The following is a 17,315-nucleotide window of genomic DNA, read 5'->3' on the forward strand; positions in this document are numbered from 1 at the left end:
CAACCGAGAAATAGCTCAACGTGGCAAGCCGGGTGACGGAGAATTGACGGCACTCTGCGGTCCCGGCGACTTGACCTGGGTCGGTGCAGTTTGTGTGCCAGCCCGCTTCAATGCCGCATCCGGTTGTGCATGGGCGGTACCCGTACCGGTCAGGCTGCGTCGCACATCGAGGTTACGCGAGATCACCAGCACCACCCGCCGGTTGCGCGCCCGCCCCTCGGCGGTGGCGTTATTGGCCACCGGCTGGAACTCGCCATACCCCACCGACGCCAGGCGCTGCGGATTGACGCCCTGCATCGCGAGCATGCGCACGATACTCGCCGAGCGGGCCGAGGACAGCTCCCAGTTGGTCGGGTACTGCGCGGTGCGGATCGGCAGGTCGTCGGTAAAACCTTCGACGTGAATCGGGTTATCGAACGGCTTGAGGATGGCCGCGACCTTATCGATGATGTTGAACGCGATATCGCTGGGCATGGCATCGCCGCTGCCGAACAACAGGCTGGAGTTGAGTTCGATCTCGACCCACAACTCGTTGCCGCGGATCGTCATCTGGTTGGCACTGAGCAGGTCGCCGAATGCCGCGCTGATGTCATCGGCGATACGCTTGAGCGGGTCGTCAGCGGCCTGGGCAATGCCCGCGTCGAGCTGCTCGCGGTCCTTGACCAGCGGCTGGGCCGGGGTCACGGTCTGTGGCCGTTCATCGCCGATGGGAATCGGCTTGAGCGCCCGATCGGAGTCGGTGAACACGCCGATCAGCGCCTCGGAGATCACCTTGTACTTGCCTTCGTTGATCGAGGAAATCGAATACATCACCACAAAAAAGGCGAACAGCAAGGTAATGAAGTCGGCGTAGGACACCAGCCAGCGTTCATGGTTGACGGGTTCTTCAGTGTAGCGCCGACGTGCCATGCTCCATGCCCCCCATCAGTCCATGAAGCCCTGAAGCTTGAGTTCGATGGAACGAGGGTTTTCACCTTCGGCGATCGACAGGATGCCTTCGAGCAACATTTCCCGGTACCGCGACTGACGCAAGGCAATCGCCTTGAGTTTGCTGGCGATGGGCAGCAGCACCAGGTTGGCACTGGCCACCCCGTAGATCGTCGCGACGAAGGCCACGGCAATGCCGCTGCCCAGTTGCGACGGATCGGCCAGGTTGCCCATGACGTGAATCAGGCCCATCACCGCGCCGATGATGCCGATGGTCGGGGCGTAGCCGCCCATGCTTTCAAAGACTTTGGCGGCTTCGATGTCGCGGCTTTCCTGAGTGTAGAAATCCACTTCGAGGATGCTGCGGATCGCTTCCGGCTCGGCGCCATCGACCAGCAATTGCAGGCCCTTGCGCGAATAGTTGTCGGGCTCCGCATCCGCCACGCCTTCGAGGCCCAGCAGGCCTTCCTTGCGCGCGGTCAGGCTCCAGTTGACCACCCGATCAATCCCGCCAGCCAGGTCGACCCGTGGCGGAAACAGAATCCATACCAGAATCTGCATGGCACGCTTGAAGGCGCTCATCGGCGACTGCAGCAGCGCCGCACCGATGGTTCCGCCGAGCACGATCAGGGCGGCCGGGCCGTTGGCCAGGGCGCCCAGGTGGCCGCCTTCCAGGTAGTTGCCACCGATAATGGCGACAAACGCCATGATGATCCCGATAAGACTCAGCACATCCATCAGAGGCACGCCTCGGCCAGGTGTTTGCCGATCTCGTCGAGGTCGTAGATGGCATCGGCCAGGTTGGCTTTGACGATGGCCATCGGCATGCCGTAGATCACGCAGCTGGCTTCATCCTGGGCCCAGATGGCACTGCCGCTCTGCTTGAGCAGGCGCGCACCTTCCCGACCATCGGCGCCCATGCCGGTGAGTACCACCGCCAGAACTTTGTCGCCGTAGGACTTGGCCGCCGAACCGAAAGTGATATCCACGCACGGCTTGTAGTTCAAACGTTCGTCGCCCGGGAGGATTTTCACCGCGCCACGGCCGTCGATCATCATTTGTTTGCCACCCGGCGCCAGCAAGGCCAGGCCCGGACGCAGGATGTCGCCGTCCTCGGCTTCCTTGACTCTGATCCGGCACAGCTTGTCCAGGCGCTCGGCGAATGCCTTGGTAAAGGCCGCCGGCATGTGCTGGACCAGCACGATGGGCGCCGGGAAGTTGGCCGGCAATTGGGTCAGCACGCGCTGCAGGGCGACCGGGCCACCCGTGGAGGTACCGATGGCGACCAGCTTGTAGGCCTTGCGCTTGGGTGCCGGCGAGGACGGCGCAGCACGGGTTGGCACAGGTGCCACCGCCGGACGTGGTGTCGGGCTGCTGCCGGCAAAATTGCTGACCGGTGCAGGGGCTGGGGTCGGGGTCGGGGTCGGCGCCGCTGCTGGTGCCGGTGCCCGATAGGCACTGAAGCGCCGGTTACTGCGCGAAATGCTGTGGACCTTCTCGCACAGCAGTTGCTTGACCTTCTCCGGGTTGCGCGAGATGTCTTCGAAATTCTTCGGCAGGAAGTCCACCGCACCGGCGTCCAGCGCGTCGAGGGTGACCCGCGCGCCTTCATGAGTCAGCGAGGAGAACATCAACACCGGGGTTGGGCAGCGCTGCATGATATGCCGCACCGCCGTGATGCCATCCATCATCGGCATCTCGTAGTCCATGGTGATCACGTCGGGCTTGAGGGCCAGCGCCTGATCAATCGCCTCCTTGCCATTGGTCGCGGTCCCGACCACCTGGATATTCGGGTCCGCCGAAAGGATTTCCGAGACGCGGCGGCGGAAAAAACCGGAATCATCCACCACCAGGACTTTGACTGCCATAAACACTCCATATAGGCGCAACAGGGCGCCAGGCGCCCCGCTCCACCAGAATCAAATACGCCGCGTGGCGTAACGCTTGAGCATGCTCGGGACATCGAGAATCAACGCGATGCGACCGTCACCGGTAATGGTGGCGCCCGACATGCCCGGCGTTCCCTGGAGCATTTTGCCCAATGGCTTGATGACCACTTCTTCCTGGCCAACCAGTTGATCGACGACAAAGCCGATCCGCTGGGTGCCCACCGAAAGGATCACCACATGGCCCTCGCGCTGCTCTTCATGAGCGGCGGAGGCGACCAGCCAGCGCTTGAGATAAAACAGCGGCAAGGCCTTGTCCCGCACGATCACCACTTCCTGGCCGTCGACCACGTTGGTGCGCGACAGGTCGAGGTGGAAGATCTCGTTGACGTTGACCAGTGGGAACGCAAAGGCCTGGTTGCCCAGCATCACCATCAGGGTCGGCATGATCGCCAGGGTCAACGGCACCTTGATCACGATCTTCGAACCCTGGCCCTTGGTCGAGTAGATGTTGATCGAGCCATTGAGCTGGGAAATCTTGGTTTTCACCACGTCCATGCCCACGCCACGCCCGGACACATCGGAGATCTCGGTCTTGGTCGAGAAACCCGGAGCGAAGATCAGGTTGTAGCATTCGGTGTCGCTCAGGCGCTCGGCTGCATCCTTGTCCATCACCCCGCGTTTCACCGCGATGGCGCGCAGGACGTTGGGGTCCATGCCTTTGCCGTCATCGGAGATCGACAGCAGGATGTGATCACCCTCCTGTTCGGCCGCCAGCACCACTTTGCCGCCCCGGGACTTGCCCGCGTCTTCACGCTCCTGCGGCGATTCGATGCCGTGGTCGACCGCGTTGCGCACCAAGTGCACCAGCGGGTCGGCCAGGGCCTCGACGAGGTTCTTGTCCAGATCGGTTTCTTCGCCGACCAGCTCCAGGTTGATCTCTTTCTTGAGCTGGCGGGCCAGGTCGCGAACCAGGCGCGGGAAGCGCCCGAAGACCTTCTTGATCGGCTGCATGCGGGTCTTCATGACCGCGGTCTGCAAGTCCGCGGTGACCACGTCGAGGTTCGACACGGCCTTGGACATGGCCTCGTCGCCGCTGTTGAGCCCCAGGCGTACCAGGCGGTTACGCACCAGTACCAGCTCGCCCACCATGTTCATGATTTCGTCCAGGCGCGCGGTATCTACCCGTACGGTGGTCTCGGCTTCGCTGGCCGGTTTTTCCGCTGGTGGCGCCGACTGGGCACGGGCCGGGGCCGGGACCGGTTTGGCGACAGCCGGCTTGGCGACCGGGGCCACGGCTTTGGCCGCGACTGGCGCGGCGCTGACCGCAGCGGTCTCGGCATTGCCGGCGACGTGGCTGAACTTGCCCTTGCCGTGCAGCTCGTCGAGCAGCGATTCGAACTCGTGATCGGAGATCAGGTCGCCGCCAACCGCCGCCGCTTCGGCAACGATGGCGGCCGGCACCGAGGCAATCGCCGACTCGAGCGCTTCAACGGCAAAGTTGCCCTTGCCGTGCAACTGGTCGAGCAAGGCTTCGAATTCGTCGTCGGTTATGTCGCTGCTTTCAGCCGCGACCACCGGGGCGACCGGCTCGACCGGGGTCGCCAGGTTGTCCACGGCGAACTGGCCTTTGCCGTGCAACTGATCGAGCAACGACTCGAACTCGGCATCGCTGATTTCATCACTGCCGTTCGCCGCCGCTGGCGCCTGGATCACAGGTGCCTCGGCTTGCGCCTTGACCGCATTCAGCGAGTCGAGCAGCAGTTCAAATTCGTTATCGGTGATATCGCCGCTGTCGCTGGCGACAACCGGCGCCGCGGGTGCTGGCGCGAGCGCTGCCACCTCGTCGGCCGATTGCGGTTCCGCCAGGCGCGCCAGGGCCGCCAGCAGCTCGGCCGTGGCAGCAGTGACCGGTGCGCGCTCGCGCACTTCGCTGAACATGCCGTTGACCGCATCCAACGCTTCGAGCACCACGTCCATCAGCTCCGAGTCGACGCGCCGCTCACCCTTGCGCAGGATGTCGAAGACGTTCTCGGCGATGTGGCAGCACTCCACCAGTTCGTTGAGCTGGAGGAAGCCGGCGCCCCCTTTTACAGTGTGAAAACCGCGAAAAATTGCATTGAGCAGGTCCGCATCATCCGGTCGGCTTTCCAGCTCGACCAGTTGTTCGGACAGTTGCTCCAGAATCTCGCCGGCCTCAACCAGAAAATCCTGAAGGATCTCTTCATCGGCGCCGAAGCTCATGTGTAGGGGTGCTCCTAGAATCCAAGGCTGGAAAGCAAATCGTCGACATCGTCCTGACCGGACATCACGTCATCACGTTTATCGGCATGAATCTGCGGACCTTCACCCTGCGCCAGATGTTTTTGCGGATTTTTTTCCGCGAGGATCGCTGCACGGTCATGTTCGATGCCGGCAAAGCGGTCGACCTGGCTAGCCATCAGCACCAGTTTCAGCAGATTGCTTTCCACTTCCGTGACCAGTTGCGTCACGCGCTTGATCACCTGGCCGGTCAGATCCTGGTAATCCTGGGCCAGCAGAATGTCGTTGAGGTTGCCCGCCACGACCTGGCTGTGGCTGGCGCTGCGGCTCAGGAAACCATCGACGCGCCGGGCCAGCTCACGGAACTCTTCAGCCCCGACTTCACGGCGCATGAAACGCCCCCAGTCTGCGCTCAACGCCTGGGCATCGGTCCCCAGGGCATTGACCAGCGGCGTGCTGTTCTCCACCAGGTCCATGGTGCGATTGGCCGCCGCCTCGGTCAGCTTGACCACATACCCCAGGCGCTCGGTGGCGTCGGTGATCTGCGAGACTTCCTCGGCTTGCGGCATGTTCGGGTCAATCTGGAAATTGACGATCGCGCTATGCAGCTCACGGGTGAGCTTGCCCACTTCCTGGTACAGGCCACGGTCACGGGTCTGGTTGAGCTCATGGATCAGTTGCACGGCCTCGCCGAACTTGCCCTTTTCCAGGCTGTCGACCAATTCGACCGCGTGTTTTTTCAGGGTCGATTCAAAATCGCCCTGTGAAATCTCTCGTTGTTCCATAGCTCCCCCGTGGCGCCAGACATCAACCGATGCGTTCGAAGATCTTCTCGATCTTTTCTTTCAACGCCTGGGCGGTGAACGGCTTGACCACATAGCCGTTGACGCCGGCCTGGGCCGCTTCGATGATCTGCTCGCGCTTGGCTTCAGCGGTCACCATCAACACTGGCAAGTGCTTGAGCTTTTCGTTGGCGCGCACGTGGCGCAGCAGATCGATACCGGTCATGCCCGGCATGTTCCAGTCCGTGACCAGAAAATCGATGCTGCCACTGTTGAGCATTGGGATGGCTGTAGTGCCGTCGTCTGCCTCGACCGTGTTGGTGAACCCGAGGTCACGCAACAGGTTTTTGATGATCCGCCGCATCGTTGAGAAGTCATCAACGATGAGGATTTTCATGTTCTTGTCCAATTCGACCTCCAAGCAGTCTTAAACGCGCCCAGCACCTGGGCACGCCATTCAATCAACAGGCAGAGCACTCAACGACGGTTTGGAGCACAACGGATGATGACCGCGCCAGCGCGAGGCTGTAGCGGTGTCGTTCGCAGTGTCCCCACACTGCTGTCAGCGCGCTCGCCACTCTCCCAAACGCCCCCGCAAACGGGCTGCGCACTGGCTGTGTAACTGGCTGACCCGCGATTCGCTGACCCCCAGGACCTCACCGATTTCCTTGAGGTTCAGCTCCTCGTCGTAGTACAGCGCCAAGACCAGTCGCTCACGCTCCGGCAAATTGGCAATCGCGTCCGCCAGCGCAGCCTGGAAGCGTTCATCCTCCAGGTCACGCGACGGCTCGAGATGAGCACTCGCGCCATCCTCATGCAGCCCTTCATGCTCGCCGTCCTGCAACAGGTCGTCGAAACTGAACAGGCGACTGCCCAAGGTGTCATTCAAAATCCCGTAATAATCGTCGAGACTCAATTGGAGTTCGGCCGCAACCTCGTGATCTTTAGCGTCACGTCCGGTTTTAGCTTCAATTGAGCGAATCGCGTCGCTGACCATGCGGGTATTGCGGTGCACCGAGCGTGGCGCCCAGTCACCTTTACGGACCTCGTCGAGCATTGCCCCGCGGATGCGGATCCCGGCGTAGGTTTCGAAACTCGCGCCTTTGCTGGCGTCGTACTTGGTCGAGACTTCCAGCAGGCCGATCATCCCGGCCTGGATCAGGTCTTCGACCTGGACACTGGCCGGCAGACGCGCCAGCAAGTGATAGGCAATGCGTTTTACCAGTGGCGCGTAACGCTCGATCAGCTCGTACTGCGCGTCACGCGCCGATTGCTTGTACAGGTTGTAACCGCTGGCTGTCATAGCACCGGACCCGCAGTCTGTTGCACCAGGCGCTCCACAAAAAACTCCAGATGCCCACGCGGATTGGCGGGCAATGGCCAGGTATCGACTTTCTGCGCAATGGCGCGGAAGGCCAGGGCGCACTTGGAACGAGGAAAGGCTTCGTACACCGCGCGCTGCTTCTGCACTGCCTTGCGCACGCTTTCGTCGTAGGGCACCGCGCCGACGTATTGTAGGGCGACATCCAGGAAGCGGTCCGTGACCTTGGTCAACTTGGCGAACAGGTTGCGCCCTTCCTGCGGGCTTTGCGCCATGTTGGCCAGCACGCGGAAGCGGTTCATGCCGTAGTCACGGTTGAGCAGCTTGATCAGGGCGTAGGCGTCGGTGATCGAAGTCGGCTCGTCGCAGACCACCAGCAGCACTTCCTGCGCGGCGCGGACAAAACTGACCACCGACTCGCCGATCCCGGCCGCGGTGTCGATCACCAGCACATCGAGGTTGTCGCCGATATCGCTGAACGCCTGGATCAGGCCCGCGTGCTGGGCCGGGCTCAGGTGCACCATGCTCTGGGTACCGGAGGCGGCCGGCACGATACGAATCCCGCCGGGCCCCTGCAGCAGCACGTCGCGCAATTCGCAGCGACCCTCGATCACGTCGGCCAGCGTGCGCTTGGGCGTCAGCCCCAGCAACACATCGACGTTCGCCAGCCCCAGGTCGGCGTCCAGCAACATAACGCGCCGGCCGAGCTCTGCCAGAGCCAGGGACAAGTTCACTGAAACGTTAGTCTTACCGACGCCACCCTTGCCGCCGGTCACCGCGATCACCTGTACGGGATGCATGCTGCCCATGTGCTTTCTATACCTTGTCTTGCTTAGACGCGGGCTACATGACTGGCTGCGCGTTCCCTGGGGAACAATGCACGGCAGGCCATCGATGTAGATACAAATCTAGTCATTAATACCTCAGCCGACCCGTTTGGTCGGGCTGTGGTAGAGATCAGCGAACATATCAGCCATGGCTTCTTCGCTGGGTTCTTCCTGCATTTGTACACTCACGGCGCGACTGACCAACTGATGGCGGCGCGGCAGATGCAGGTCATCCGGGATACGCGGTCCATCGGTCAGATAGGCCACCGGTAATTCGTGACTGATCGCCAGGCTCAAGACCTCGCCCAGACTTGCCGTTTCGTCCAGTTTAGTCAGGATGCAGCCGGCCAGCCCGCAACGTTTATAACTGTGATAGGCGGCCGTCAGCACCTGCTTCTGGCTGGTGGTGGCCAGGACCAGATAATTCTTCGATTTGATCCCGCGTCCCGCCAGGCTTTCCAGCTGCATGCGCAAGGCCGGGTCGCTGGCCTGCAGGCCCGCGGTGTCGATCAACACCACACGCTTGCGCAGCAGTGGGTCCAGGGCCTGGGCCAGGGACTGACCCGGATCCAGATGCGTCACCGACACGTTGAGGATCCGCCCCAGGGTCTTGAGTTGCTCCTGGGCGCCGATGCGGTAGCTGTCCATGCTCACCAGGGCGATGTTCTGCGCGCCGTACTTGAGCACATAACGTGCCGCCAGCTTGGCCAGGGTGGTGGTCTTGCCCATGCCGGCCGGGCCGACCATGGCAATCACTCCGCCCTCTTCCAGGGGTTCGATCTCGGGGGTGACGATCATCCGCGCCAAGTGGGCCAACAGCATGCGCCAGGCCTGGCGAGGTTCTTCAATACTGGTGGTCAGCTCCAGCAGGTCGCGGGACAACGGACCGGACAGGCCGATGCGTTGCAGCCGGCGCCAGAGGTTGGCCTGCTGCGGATGGCGGCCCTGCAGCTGGTTCCAGGCCAGGGAGCCGAGTTGCACTTCGAGCAACTCGCGCAAGCCATTGAGTTCCGAGCGCATCGAATCGTAGGCACGCGGGTCGATGGCGGCCGCTGGCGCTGGTGCCGGGGCGGGACGCGGCGGCTCGGACAGGGTCGGTTCGATCAAGGGTTCGGCGGCGGTCAGTGGCAGGCCGGCAAACAGCTGGCGACTGGCGTGCTCGCCCGCTTCGCCTTCGCCACGCAAGCTCAGTTCGGCCTGGGCGGTGACAATGCGCGACTGGGTCTTGCGCAGCTCGTCCTCGAGCTCAATGTTCGGCACCCGCGGCGCCAGGGCCGACAGCTTGTAATCCAGGGCCGCCATCAGCTCGACACCGCCGGCGATGCGGCGGTTGCCGATGATCGCGGCATCGGCGCCCAGCTCATCACGAACCAGCTTCATGGCCTGACGCATATCGGCGGCGAAAAAACGCTTAACTTGCATAAACCACTACCTCAGCCGTTGGGCCCTACTGTCGCAACGATGGTCACTTGCTTGTTGTCAGGAATTTCCTGATAGGCCAACACATGCAACCCCGGGACTGCCAGGCGGCCGAACCGCGAGAGCATCGCGCGGACCGGACTTGCGACCAGCAGAATCACCGGGTGACCTTGCATTTCCTGACGCTGGGCCGCGTCGATCAACGAACGCTGCAGCTTCTCGGCCATGCTTGGCTCGAGCAAGACACCCTCATCGGCGCCCTGCCCGGCCTTTTGAATACTATTGAGCAATATTTGTTCCAACCTTGGTTCCAAGGTGATCACAGGCAGCTCGGACTCAGTGCCTACAATGCTTTGCACGATAGCTCGGGACAAGCCGACGCGCACGGCCGCGACCAAAGCGGCAGTATCTTGACTCTTGGCGGCATTGTTAGCGATCGCCTCGGCGATGCTGCGGATGTCGCGTACCGGCACCTGTTCGGCCAGCAGCGCCTGCAGCACCTTGAGCAATTGCGACAGCGACAGCACGCCTGGCACCAGCTCCTCAGCCAGTTTTGGCGAGCTTTTGGCCAGCAATTGCATGAGTTGCTGGACTTCCTCGTGACCGATCAGCTCACTGGAGTGCTTGTACAGAATCTGGTTCAGGTGCGTTGCCACCACCGTACTGGCATCGACCACGGTGTAACCCAGCGATTGCGCCTGGGAACGCTGGCTGACTTCGATCCACACCGCCTCCAGGCCAAAGGCCGGATCTTTGGCGGTAATCCCGTTGAGGGTACCGAACACCTGCCCCGGGTTGATCGCCAACTCGCGATCCGGATAAATCTCCGCCTCGGCCAGGATCACCCCCATCAGGGTCAAGCGATAGGCGCTGGGCGCCAGGTCGAGGTTGTCGCGAATGTGCACGGTGGGCATCAGGAAGCCCAGGTCCTGGGACAACTTCTTGCGCACGCCCTTGATCCGCGCCAGCAACTGCCCACCCTGGTTGCGATCCACCAGGGGAATCAGGCGGTAGCCGACTTCCAGGCCAATCATGTCGATCGGCGTCACGTCGTCCCAGCCCAGCTCCTTGGTTTCCATGGCCCGCGCCGGCGAAGGCAGCAGCTCCTGCTGGCGCTGGACCTCTTCCAGGGCCTTGACCTTGAGGGTGTTCTGCTTCTTCCAGAACAGGTAGGCGCCGCCCGCGGCGAGGGCCGCCATGCTGAGGAAGGCGAAGTGTGGCATGCCCGGGACAATACCCATCACCGCCATCAGGCCGGCCGAAACGGCCAGGGCCTTGGGCGAGGCGAACATCTGCCGATTGATCTGCTTGCCCATGTCTTCGGAGCCCGAGGCACGGGTCACCATGATCGCCGCAGCGGTGGACAACAGCAGTGATGGCAATTGCGCCACCAAACCGTCACCGATGGTCAACAAGGCGTATACCCGGCCGGCATCGCCAAAGGTCATGCCGTGCTGGAAGATCCCCACCGCCATGCCGCCGATCAGGTTGATAAACAAGATCAACAGGCCAGCGATGGCGTCGCCGCGCACAAACTTGCTGGCACCGTCCATCGAGCCGTAGAACTCGGCTTCCTGGGCGACTTCGGTACGACGGGTCTTGGCCTGGCCCTGGTCGATCAGGCCGGCGTTAAGGTCGGCGTCGATCGCCATCTGCTTACCGGGCATCGCATCGAGGGTGAAACGTGCGCTGACCTCGGAAATCCGCCCGGCGCCCTTGGTCACCACCACGAAGTTGATGATCATCAGGATCGCAAACACCACGATACCGACCACGTAGTTACCGCCGATCACCACCTCGCCAAAGGCCTGGATCACCTTGCCGGCGGCGGCGTGCCCGTCCTGGCCGTGGAGCATCACTACCCTCGTCGACGCCACGTTGAGCGCCAGACGCAGCAGCGTCGCCACCAGCAGAATGGTCGGGAACACCGCAAAATCCAGCGGCCGCAACGCGTACACACAGACCAGCAGCACCACGATCGACAGGGCAATGTTGAAGGTAAAGAACACGTCGAGCAGGAACGGCGGGATCGGCAACATCATCATTGCCAACATGACCAGCAGCAACAGCGGCACGCCCAGATTGCCTCGACTGAGGTCTGCCATGTTGCTGCGGGCATTGTTGATAAATTGAGAGCGATCCACCGGTATTCCCCGTTCCTTTGAAGCAAACTTTTGACGCCAGAAGCGGGCGCAGGGCGGCTACTGCAAGAAGCCTTCCAACTTTTGCCGAGGCTGGGAACAGAGGGTGCAGCGGTTGGCTGTGTGGCGCGAGGAGATCCCTGTGGGAGCCGGCTTGCCCGCGATGACGTCGGCACAGCAACCATTGATGTTGGCCAACCCACCGCTTTCGCGGGCAAGCCCGCTCCCACAGGGTTTGCGGTGCTTAGACTCGTACCTGACCGAGCCGTACAGGCTGCCGGACCTAGCAGTTCTGCTAGTACCTGTCTGCGATGCTTGCGCAGATACTCAAGCGCTCAATCCGAGTTAGCTGGAGCGCCTGCCATGGGGACTCAACAACCTGTAATTCTTTGCAGCTATGGGTACGACCCACTGGATCGTCTGATCAGCCAACGTCAACCAGACGCATCCAACCGCCAACGCTTTTATTGCAAAAGTCGCCTGGCCACTGAAATACAAGGGACGATCGCCAACACCATTCTTCAGAAAGACGGTCTGCTGCTTGCGCAATTGCAGAATCAAAACAAGGAAATCACAAGCACTCTGCTGTCCACCGATCAGCAGCGCTCCGTGCTGTCCACACTCAAGGCTGGCAACCAGCGACAACCCATCGCCTATTCATCCTACGGCCACCATCACGCTGAAAGCGGCTTGACCAGCTTGCTGGGTTTCAACGGCGAACGGCCGGATCCGGTGACCGGGCATTATTTACTGGGGAATGGCTATCGGGCGTTTAATCCGGTGCTGATGCGGTTTAATAGTCCGGACAGCTGGAGTCCGTTTGGAGAAGGAGGATTGAACTGTTATTCGTATTGCTTCGGAGACCCGATAAACCTATCAGATCAAAACGGTCACTCACCTACATCTCCAACGATATTTCGCAAAATCATATTCAAGAGCGGCCCAGAGACCACTAAAGAAATCACAACCTACCGAACACTTCACACCCTAACAACTAAAAACACACGCAACGCCAACGGCACCTGGCAGGAGCGCACCTATGAAAATGACAGACTGTTAAAAAGTGTGTATTCAGGAATTGATGACACAGCAGTTTATGAGACTTGGCAGCCAGCAAGATACTACAAAAATAATGCAACCCTGCAAGAGCTAAGTTACTCAAAGATCCCTGGCACCATAATAAAAAACCTACCAAAGCCCATCATCAAGGCAATTGACCCTTTGAACAATGCATTAAACAATTTAACTGGCTTCGCCAAACTCACCCACCAGCACAGGCTCCCGAATCTATCAATAGCTGAGCTAGATAGAAAACGCCTTGAACTTTTTAAGCTATTTAACGACGAAATTGAAAAAGGCAACGTCATGGGAGTTCATCCGAATTTCGCGAAGGAAATAAGAGAAGGCCTCTGATACCAGGAAAGGAGACATTTTCAGAAAAGCAGAAAAGGGGACAGATCTATTTTTCCATCAGCGTGCTCTACAGCAAAATCACAACCGTCAAGTCCCTTTCGCCAATGCAAGAGATCTTGAATACAGCCATCCCGATTGCGGGCAAGCCTTAAGCGCATTACTGCCCTCAGCAAGGACAACCCAGCGAGCACCTAATGCTGACTTAATAAAGCGCCTTCAGTTTGCAACTCGATAACGAATCGCCAAACGGATTCACTACACGTCTCAGCACATCGAGCTTTGAAAAACATGAAGAAAGCGGCAATGCAGAAAACAGAAACAATTGAATACACAAGTACCGCCAAGTGGCTGCACTGGGGCATGGCGCTGGCGTGGCTAACCAGTTGGGGCCTGGGCATACTGGCCGCGCATTGGCGAGATGAGCTAAACCCTCAGCATGAACTGACCTTCTTGCACAAGGCACTGGCAAGTACGCTGCTGTTTGTCATCGTAGCGCGCGTTGCCTGGCGGTTAAAAAACCGTCCACCATCCCTCCCCGAAAGCATGTCTGCGCGAATGAAGCGCGCAGCAATAACCGGACATGTTTTGCTCTACATCATTGCCCTGATTGCCTTACCCCTTTCAGGCTGGTATTGGAGTTCGGTTGCGGACAAACCCATTCTGGTGGCAGGCCTGTTCCTTCTGCCGCCATTGGTCGATGCCGATCCCGATCTCTACGACCTTGCCAAGTACATTCATACCTGGACGTCGTGGTTCTGCGGCGCATTGGTTGGCGGGCATTTGTTGGCAGCGCTAAAACATCATTTTATCGACAAGGACAACATCCTGACCTCAATGCTGCCCAGAATTAAACGGCGGGCGAAGTAGCAGGAAAGAGCCCCTCACTCTCAGTCATTTCTTGGTGGTATCGAGGAAAGCGCAACACCCTGTGGGATCGGCGTACATCCGCCATCAGGAATCGCGCCGCAACTCCTCCGGAATCGGCACTTCATCCTTGAACGGCTCCGGCCGCTTGCCTTTGCCCGCCTGGTACTGGCGAATCTGATAGACGTACGCCAGCACCTGGGCCACTGCCAGGTACAGCCCGCCCGGAATTTCCTGATCCATCTCGGTGGAGTAGTAGATCGAACGCGCCAACGCCGGTGACTCCAGCAGCAGGACATTGTTGCTCACGGCGATTTCGCGGATTTTCAGGGCCAGGAAGTCGCTGCCCTTGGCGACGAGCATTGGCGCGCCACCTTTGTCCGGATCGTACTTGAGCGCCACCGCATAGTGGGTCGGGTTGGTGATGACCACGTCGGCGTCGGGAATGGCCGCCATCATCCGCCGCTGGGACATGTCGTGCTGCAACTGGCGGATGCGCTGCTTGACCTCGGGGCGGCCTTCCTGGTCCTTGTGCTCGTCGCGGATCTCCTGCTTGGTCATCAGCAACTTCTTGTGGCTCTGGTACAGCTGCACCGGCACGTCGACGGCGGCAATCAGGATTAGCCCGCAAGCCATCCACAGCGTGCTCCAGCCCACCAGCTGCACGCTGTGGATAATCGCCTGCTCCAGCGGTTCATGGGCGATGCGCAGCAGGTCGTCGATGTCTGACTTCAACACCGTCAACGCGACGAACAGGATCAACAAGAACTTGGCCAGCGCCTTGAGCAGCTCGATCACCGCGGTCGAGGAGAACATGCGCTTGAGGCCATTGGCCGGGTTCATTCGGCTGAATTTGGGTGCCAGGCTGCTGCCAGCAAACAACCAACCACCCAGGGAAATCGGGCCGATCAGCGCGGCCAGGAGCAAGGTGATCAACACCGGTTGCACGGCGATGATCGCAATCTTGCCCGAGTGCAACAGGTACTGGCCCATGGCACCGGGGCTGAGCAGTACCTCGCGGGGCAAGCTGAAATTCAGCCGCATGATGTCCAGCAGATCCAGGGCCAGGCCACCGCCATAGACCAGCAAGCCGCCGGCCCCGGCGAGCATCACCGCCAGGGTGTTGAGCTCCTTGGAGCGGGCGATTTCACCCTTCTCGCGGGCGTCCTTTTTCTTTTTGTCCGTGGGCTCTTCGGTCTTGTCCTGGCCACTCTCGCTTTCGGCCATGGCTTAGCGCGCCTGAGCCATATCGCGCAGCAACTGCAAAGCCTCGGTGGCCAGCGGTTGATACTGATTGAGAATGTCACCCAGGCTGATCCAGAAGATCACCAGGCCCAGCACCAGGGTCAGCGGAAAGCCGATGGAGAAAATGTTCAGTTGCGGCGCCGCGCGGGTCATGATGCCAAAGGCAATGTTGACCACCAGCAGTGCGGTGATCGCCGGCAGCACCAGCAGCATGGCCGCACCCAGCACCCAGCCGAGCTTGTTGGCGATATCCCAGAAGTGATTGACCAACATGGCGCTGCCCACCGGCAAGGTGGTGAAGCTCTCGGTGAGCACTTCGAACACCACCAGGTGGCCGTTCATCCCGAGAAACAACAGGGTTACCAGCATGGTCAGGAACTGCCCGATCACCGCCGCCGACACGCCATTGGTGGGGTCGACCATGGAGGCGAAACCCATGCCCATCTGGATCGAAACAATCTGCCCGGCAATCACGAAGGCCTGGAAAAACAGCTGCAGGGAGAAACCCAACAACCCGCCAATCAGGATCTGCTCGGCAATCAGCAGCAGGCCGCTCAAGTCCAGCGCGTTGACCGTGGGCATCGGCGGCAGGCTGGGGGTGATCACCACGGTGATCGCCAGGGCGAAGTACAGGCGAATGCGCTTGGACACCAGGGTGGTGCCGATGATCGGCATGGTCATCAGCAGTGCCGTCACCCGGAACAGCGGCAGCATGAAGCTGGCCACCCAGGTACTGATCTGCGCGTCGGTCAGCGCCAGCAGCGACATGGCCTAGCCGATCAACTGCGGAATACTGCCGTACAGGCGCAGGATGTATTCCATGAAGGTCTGCACCAGCCACGGGCCGGCAACGATCAGCGTGACCAGCATCACCAAAAGGCGCGGCAGGAAGCTGAGGGTCTGTTCGTTGATCTGGGTCGCCGCCTGGAACATCGCCACCAACAGGCCGACCAACAGGCTCGGCACCACCAGCACCGCGACCATCACGGTGGTCAGCCAGAGCGCTTCCCGGAACAGGTCTACCGCTACTTCAGGCGTCATATCGGGCCACTCGCTCGCACCAGGCTAAACACCGCCGAAACTGCCGGCCAGGGTGCCGATGATCAGCGCCCAGCCGTCCACCAGCACAAACAGCATGATCTTGAACGGCAGCGAAATGATCAGCGGCGAGAGCATCATCATGCCCATCGCCATCAGCACACTCGCCACCACCAGGTCGATGATCAGGAACGGGATGAAGATCATGAAACCAATCTGGAACGCGGTCTTGAGCTCCGAGGTGACGAAGGCCGGCACCAGGATGGTCAAAGGGGCCTGATCCGGCGACGCGATGTCAGTGCGCTTGGACAGGCGCATGAACAGCTCCAGATCACTGCTGCGAGTCTGGGCCAGCATGAAGTCCTTGATCGGCACCTGGGCCTTGGCCACCGCATCCTGGGCGGTCATTTTTTCCGCGAGATACGGCTGCAAGGCGTCCTGGTTCACCCGGTCGAACACCGGCGCCATGATGAACAGGGTCAGGAACAGCGCCATGCCGGTGAGGATCTGGTTCGACGGTGTCTGCTGCAGGCCCAGGGCCTGGCGCAGAATCGAGAAGACAATGATGATCCGGGTGAAGCTGGTCATCAGCATGACGAACGCCGGGATGAAACTCAGCGCGGTCATGATCAGCAGGATCTGCAGGCTGACCGAATATTCCTGGGCGCCATCGGCATTGGTGCCCAAGGTGATCGCCGGGATCGACAGCGGGTCGGTGGCCAGCGCCAGGGGCGCCGCCAGCAGCAGGAGCAGCGTCAGGAGGAAACGCAACGGCATTACTTCTTATCCTTGTCTTTACCCAGCAACTCCATCAGGCGCTGGGCAAACTCGGGGGTAGCCTGCTCGGTGCCGGGCACCTGCACCGGCTCTTTGAGGACATGCAGCGCGCTGATGGTGCCCGGCGTCAGGCCCAGCAGAATCTGCTCGTTGCCGACCTGCACCAGGACCAGCCGGTCCCGCGGGCCGAGGGCACGCGAGCCGATCAACTCGATCACCTGGCCTTTGCCCGCAGGCCCTGCCTGCTGCACCCGGCGCAACAGCCAGGCGAGGAAAAAGATCAGGCCCAGCACCAGCAGCAGGCCCAGCACCAGTTGCGTCAACTGCCCGGCCACCCCGCTACCGACCGCCGGCGCAGCGACTGCTGCCACCGGCTCGGCTGCCATCACGCTGCCAGGCAAGGCCAGCAACCC

At 60.8% G+C, this 17,315-nt stretch carries 17 protein-coding genes; 2 read left to right on the plus strand and 15 right to left on the minus strand.

Annotation, left to right across the window (positions count from 1 at the left end; all coding sequences use genetic code 11):
• Positions 1 to 15: 15 nt before the first annotated feature.
• The 10 genes from motD to flhA all read right to left on the minus strand — a co-directional run bounded on the left by motD (position 16) and on the right by flhA (position 11,568).
• On the minus strand, positions 16 to 909 hold the full coding sequence (gene motD, locus CKW24_RS20360; protein WP_095169964.1) for a flagellar motor protein MotD: 894 nt from the start codon (positions 907 to 909) through the stop codon (positions 16 to 18).
• Positions 910 to 924: 15 nt separating this feature from the next.
• Positions 925 to 1,665 carry a flagellar motor protein gene (locus CKW24_RS20365; protein WP_095169965.1) on the minus strand — a complete coding sequence of 247 codons (741 nt, stop codon included), beginning with the start codon at positions 1,663 to 1,665 and terminating at the stop codon, positions 925 to 927.
• The gene (locus tag CKW24_RS20370) at positions 1,665 to 2,795 is read right to left on the minus strand and encodes a chemotaxis response regulator protein-glutamate methylesterase (RefSeq protein ID WP_095169966.1); all 1,131 of its coding nucleotides are present in this window, start codon (positions 2,793 to 2,795) and stop codon (positions 1,665 to 1,667) included. Before CKW24_RS20370 ends, CKW24_RS20365 begins: the two co-directional genes overlap by 1 nt.
• Positions 2,796 to 2,846: 51 nt before the next feature.
• Positions 2,847 to 5,057 (minus strand): chemotaxis protein CheA, encoded by a 2,211-nt coding sequence (locus CKW24_RS20375; RefSeq protein WP_095169967.1) that lies wholly within the window; start codon positions 5,055 to 5,057, stop codon positions 2,847 to 2,849.
• 14 nt (positions 5,058 to 5,071) lie between these two features.
• The gene (locus CKW24_RS20380; protein ID WP_095169968.1) at positions 5,072 to 5,860 is read right to left on the minus strand and encodes a protein phosphatase CheZ; all 789 of its coding nucleotides are present in this window, start codon (positions 5,858 to 5,860) and stop codon (positions 5,072 to 5,074) included.
• 22 nt (positions 5,861 to 5,882) lie between these two features.
• The gene (locus CKW24_RS20385) at positions 5,883 to 6,254 is read right to left on the minus strand and encodes a chemotaxis response regulator CheY (RefSeq protein ID WP_162530195.1); all 372 of its coding nucleotides are present in this window, start codon (positions 6,252 to 6,254) and stop codon (positions 5,883 to 5,885) included.
• A 165-nt stretch (positions 6,255 to 6,419) separates the two neighbouring features.
• On the minus strand, positions 6,420 to 7,160 hold the full coding sequence (gene fliA, locus CKW24_RS20390) for an RNA polymerase sigma factor FliA (protein WP_018925059.1): 741 nt from the start codon (positions 7,158 to 7,160) through the stop codon (positions 6,420 to 6,422).
• Entirely contained in the window at positions 7,157 to 7,987 is an 831-nt protein-coding gene (gene fleN / locus CKW24_RS20395) for a flagellar synthesis regulator FleN (RefSeq protein ID WP_027621027.1), read from the minus strand. The genes fliA and fleN overlap by 4 nt, the downstream gene beginning before the upstream one ends.
• A 114-nt stretch (positions 7,988 to 8,101) precedes the next feature.
• Positions 8,102 to 9,427 (minus strand): flagellar biosynthesis protein FlhF, encoded by a 1,326-nt coding sequence (gene flhF, locus CKW24_RS20400; RefSeq protein ID WP_095169969.1) that lies wholly within the window; start codon positions 9,425 to 9,427, stop codon positions 8,102 to 8,104.
• Between the two features lie 11 nt (positions 9,428 to 9,438).
• Positions 9,439 to 11,568 carry a flagellar biosynthesis protein FlhA gene (gene flhA, locus CKW24_RS20405; RefSeq protein ID WP_095169970.1) on the minus strand — a complete coding sequence of 710 codons (2,130 nt, stop codon included), beginning with the start codon at positions 11,566 to 11,568 and terminating at the stop codon, positions 9,439 to 9,441.
• A gap of 360 nt (positions 11,569 to 11,928) precedes the next feature.
• Between flhA and CKW24_RS20410 the strand changes: the two genes are divergently transcribed.
• A complete protein-coding gene (locus tag CKW24_RS20410; protein ID WP_095169971.1) occupies positions 11,929 to 12,978 on the plus strand; it encodes an RHS repeat-associated core domain-containing protein in 1,050 nt (349 codons plus the stop codon).
• Between the two features lie 288 nt (positions 12,979 to 13,266).
• Complete coding sequence (locus CKW24_RS20415) at positions 13,267 to 13,845, plus strand: cytochrome b (protein ID WP_256585515.1); 579 nt, start codon at positions 13,267 to 13,269, stop codon at positions 13,843 to 13,845.
• A gap of 84 nt (positions 13,846 to 13,929) precedes the next feature.
• Here CKW24_RS20415 and flhB read toward each other — a convergent pair whose 3' ends face one another.
• Genes flhB through fliO form a run of 5 tightly spaced genes read right to left on the minus strand, consistent with a single transcriptional unit; the run spans position 13,930 to position 17,288 of the window.
• Complete coding sequence (flhB, locus tag CKW24_RS20420) at positions 13,930 to 15,069, minus strand: flagellar biosynthesis protein FlhB (RefSeq protein WP_095169973.1); 1,140 nt, start codon at positions 15,067 to 15,069, stop codon at positions 13,930 to 13,932.
• A 3-nt stretch (positions 15,070 to 15,072) separates the two neighbouring features.
• Complete coding sequence (gene fliR / locus CKW24_RS20425; RefSeq protein ID WP_095169974.1) at positions 15,073 to 15,855, minus strand: flagellar biosynthetic protein FliR; 783 nt, start codon at positions 15,853 to 15,855, stop codon at positions 15,073 to 15,075.
• Positions 15,856 to 15,858: 3 nt separating this feature from the next.
• Positions 15,859 to 16,128, minus strand: coding sequence for a flagellar biosynthesis protein FliQ (gene fliQ / locus CKW24_RS20430; protein WP_027621022.1), 270 nt, complete (start codon positions 16,126 to 16,128; stop codon positions 15,859 to 15,861).
• A gap of 24 nt (positions 16,129 to 16,152) precedes the next feature.
• Positions 16,153 to 16,902 (minus strand): flagellar type III secretion system pore protein FliP, encoded by a 750-nt coding sequence (gene fliP, locus CKW24_RS20435; RefSeq protein WP_095169975.1) that lies wholly within the window; start codon positions 16,900 to 16,902, stop codon positions 16,153 to 16,155.
• On the minus strand, positions 16,902 to 17,288 hold the full coding sequence (gene fliO / locus CKW24_RS20440) for a flagellar biosynthetic protein FliO (protein ID WP_095170025.1): 387 nt from the start codon (positions 17,286 to 17,288) through the stop codon (positions 16,902 to 16,904). Before fliO ends, fliP begins: the two co-directional genes overlap by 1 nt.
• Positions 17,289 to 17,315 lie beyond the last annotated feature (27 nt).

Source organism: Pseudomonas sp. Irchel 3H3, from assembly GCF_900187635.1.
Classification (GTDB): Bacteria; Pseudomonadota; Gammaproteobacteria; order Pseudomonadales; family Pseudomonadaceae; genus Aquipseudomonas.

Excerpts from the sequence above, each read along its gene's own strand:
- motD (WP_095169964.1), bottom strand. The coding sequence starts at position 909 with ATGGCACGTCGGCGCTACACTGAAGAACCCGTCAACCATGAACGCTGG.
- fliP (WP_095169975.1), bottom strand. The coding sequence starts at position 16,902 with ATGCCGTTGCGTTTCCTCCTGACGCTGCTCCTGCTGCTGGCGGCGCCC.
- CKW24_RS20410 (WP_095169971.1), top strand. The coding sequence starts at position 11,929 with ATGGGGACTCAACAACCTGTAATTCTTTGCAGCTATGGGTACGACCCA.
- CKW24_RS20385 (WP_162530195.1), bottom strand. The coding sequence starts at position 6,254 with ATGAAAATCCTCATCGTTGATGACTTCTCAACGATGCGGCGGATCATC.
- flhF (WP_095169969.1), bottom strand. The coding sequence starts at position 9,427 with ATGCAAGTTAAGCGTTTTTTCGCCGCCGATATGCGTCAGGCCATGAAG.
- fliA (WP_018925059.1), bottom strand. The coding sequence starts at position 7,160 with ATGACAGCCAGCGGTTACAACCTGTACAAGCAATCGGCGCGTGACGCG.
- fleN (WP_027621027.1), bottom strand. The coding sequence starts at position 7,987 with ATGGGCAGCATGCATCCCGTACAGGTGATCGCGGTGACCGGCGGCAAG.
- CKW24_RS20380 (WP_095169968.1), bottom strand. The coding sequence starts at position 5,860 with ATGGAACAACGAGAGATTTCACAGGGCGATTTTGAATCGACCCTGAAA.
- CKW24_RS20415 (WP_256585515.1), top strand. The coding sequence starts at position 13,267 with ATGAAGAAAGCGGCAATGCAGAAAACAGAAACAATTGAATACACAAGT.
- CKW24_RS20365 (WP_095169965.1), bottom strand. The coding sequence starts at position 1,665 with ATGGATGTGCTGAGTCTTATCGGGATCATCATGGCGTTTGTCGCCATT.
- fliO (WP_095170025.1), bottom strand. The coding sequence starts at position 17,288 with ATGGCAGCCGAGCCGGTGGCAGCAGTCGCTGCGCCGGCGGTCGGTAGC.
- fliR (WP_095169974.1), bottom strand. The coding sequence starts at position 15,855 with ATGTCGCTGCTGGCGCTGACCGACGCGCAGATCAGTACCTGGGTGGCC.
- flhB (WP_095169973.1), bottom strand. The coding sequence starts at position 15,069 with ATGGCCGAAAGCGAGAGTGGCCAGGACAAGACCGAAGAGCCCACGGAC.
- CKW24_RS20370 (WP_095169966.1), bottom strand. The coding sequence starts at position 2,795 with ATGGCAGTCAAAGTCCTGGTGGTGGATGATTCCGGTTTTTTCCGCCGC.
- fliQ (WP_027621022.1), bottom strand. The coding sequence starts at position 16,128 with ATGACGCCTGAAGTAGCGGTAGACCTGTTCCGGGAAGCGCTCTGGCTG.
- CKW24_RS20375 (WP_095169967.1), bottom strand. The coding sequence starts at position 5,057 with ATGAGCTTCGGCGCCGATGAAGAGATCCTTCAGGATTTTCTGGTTGAG.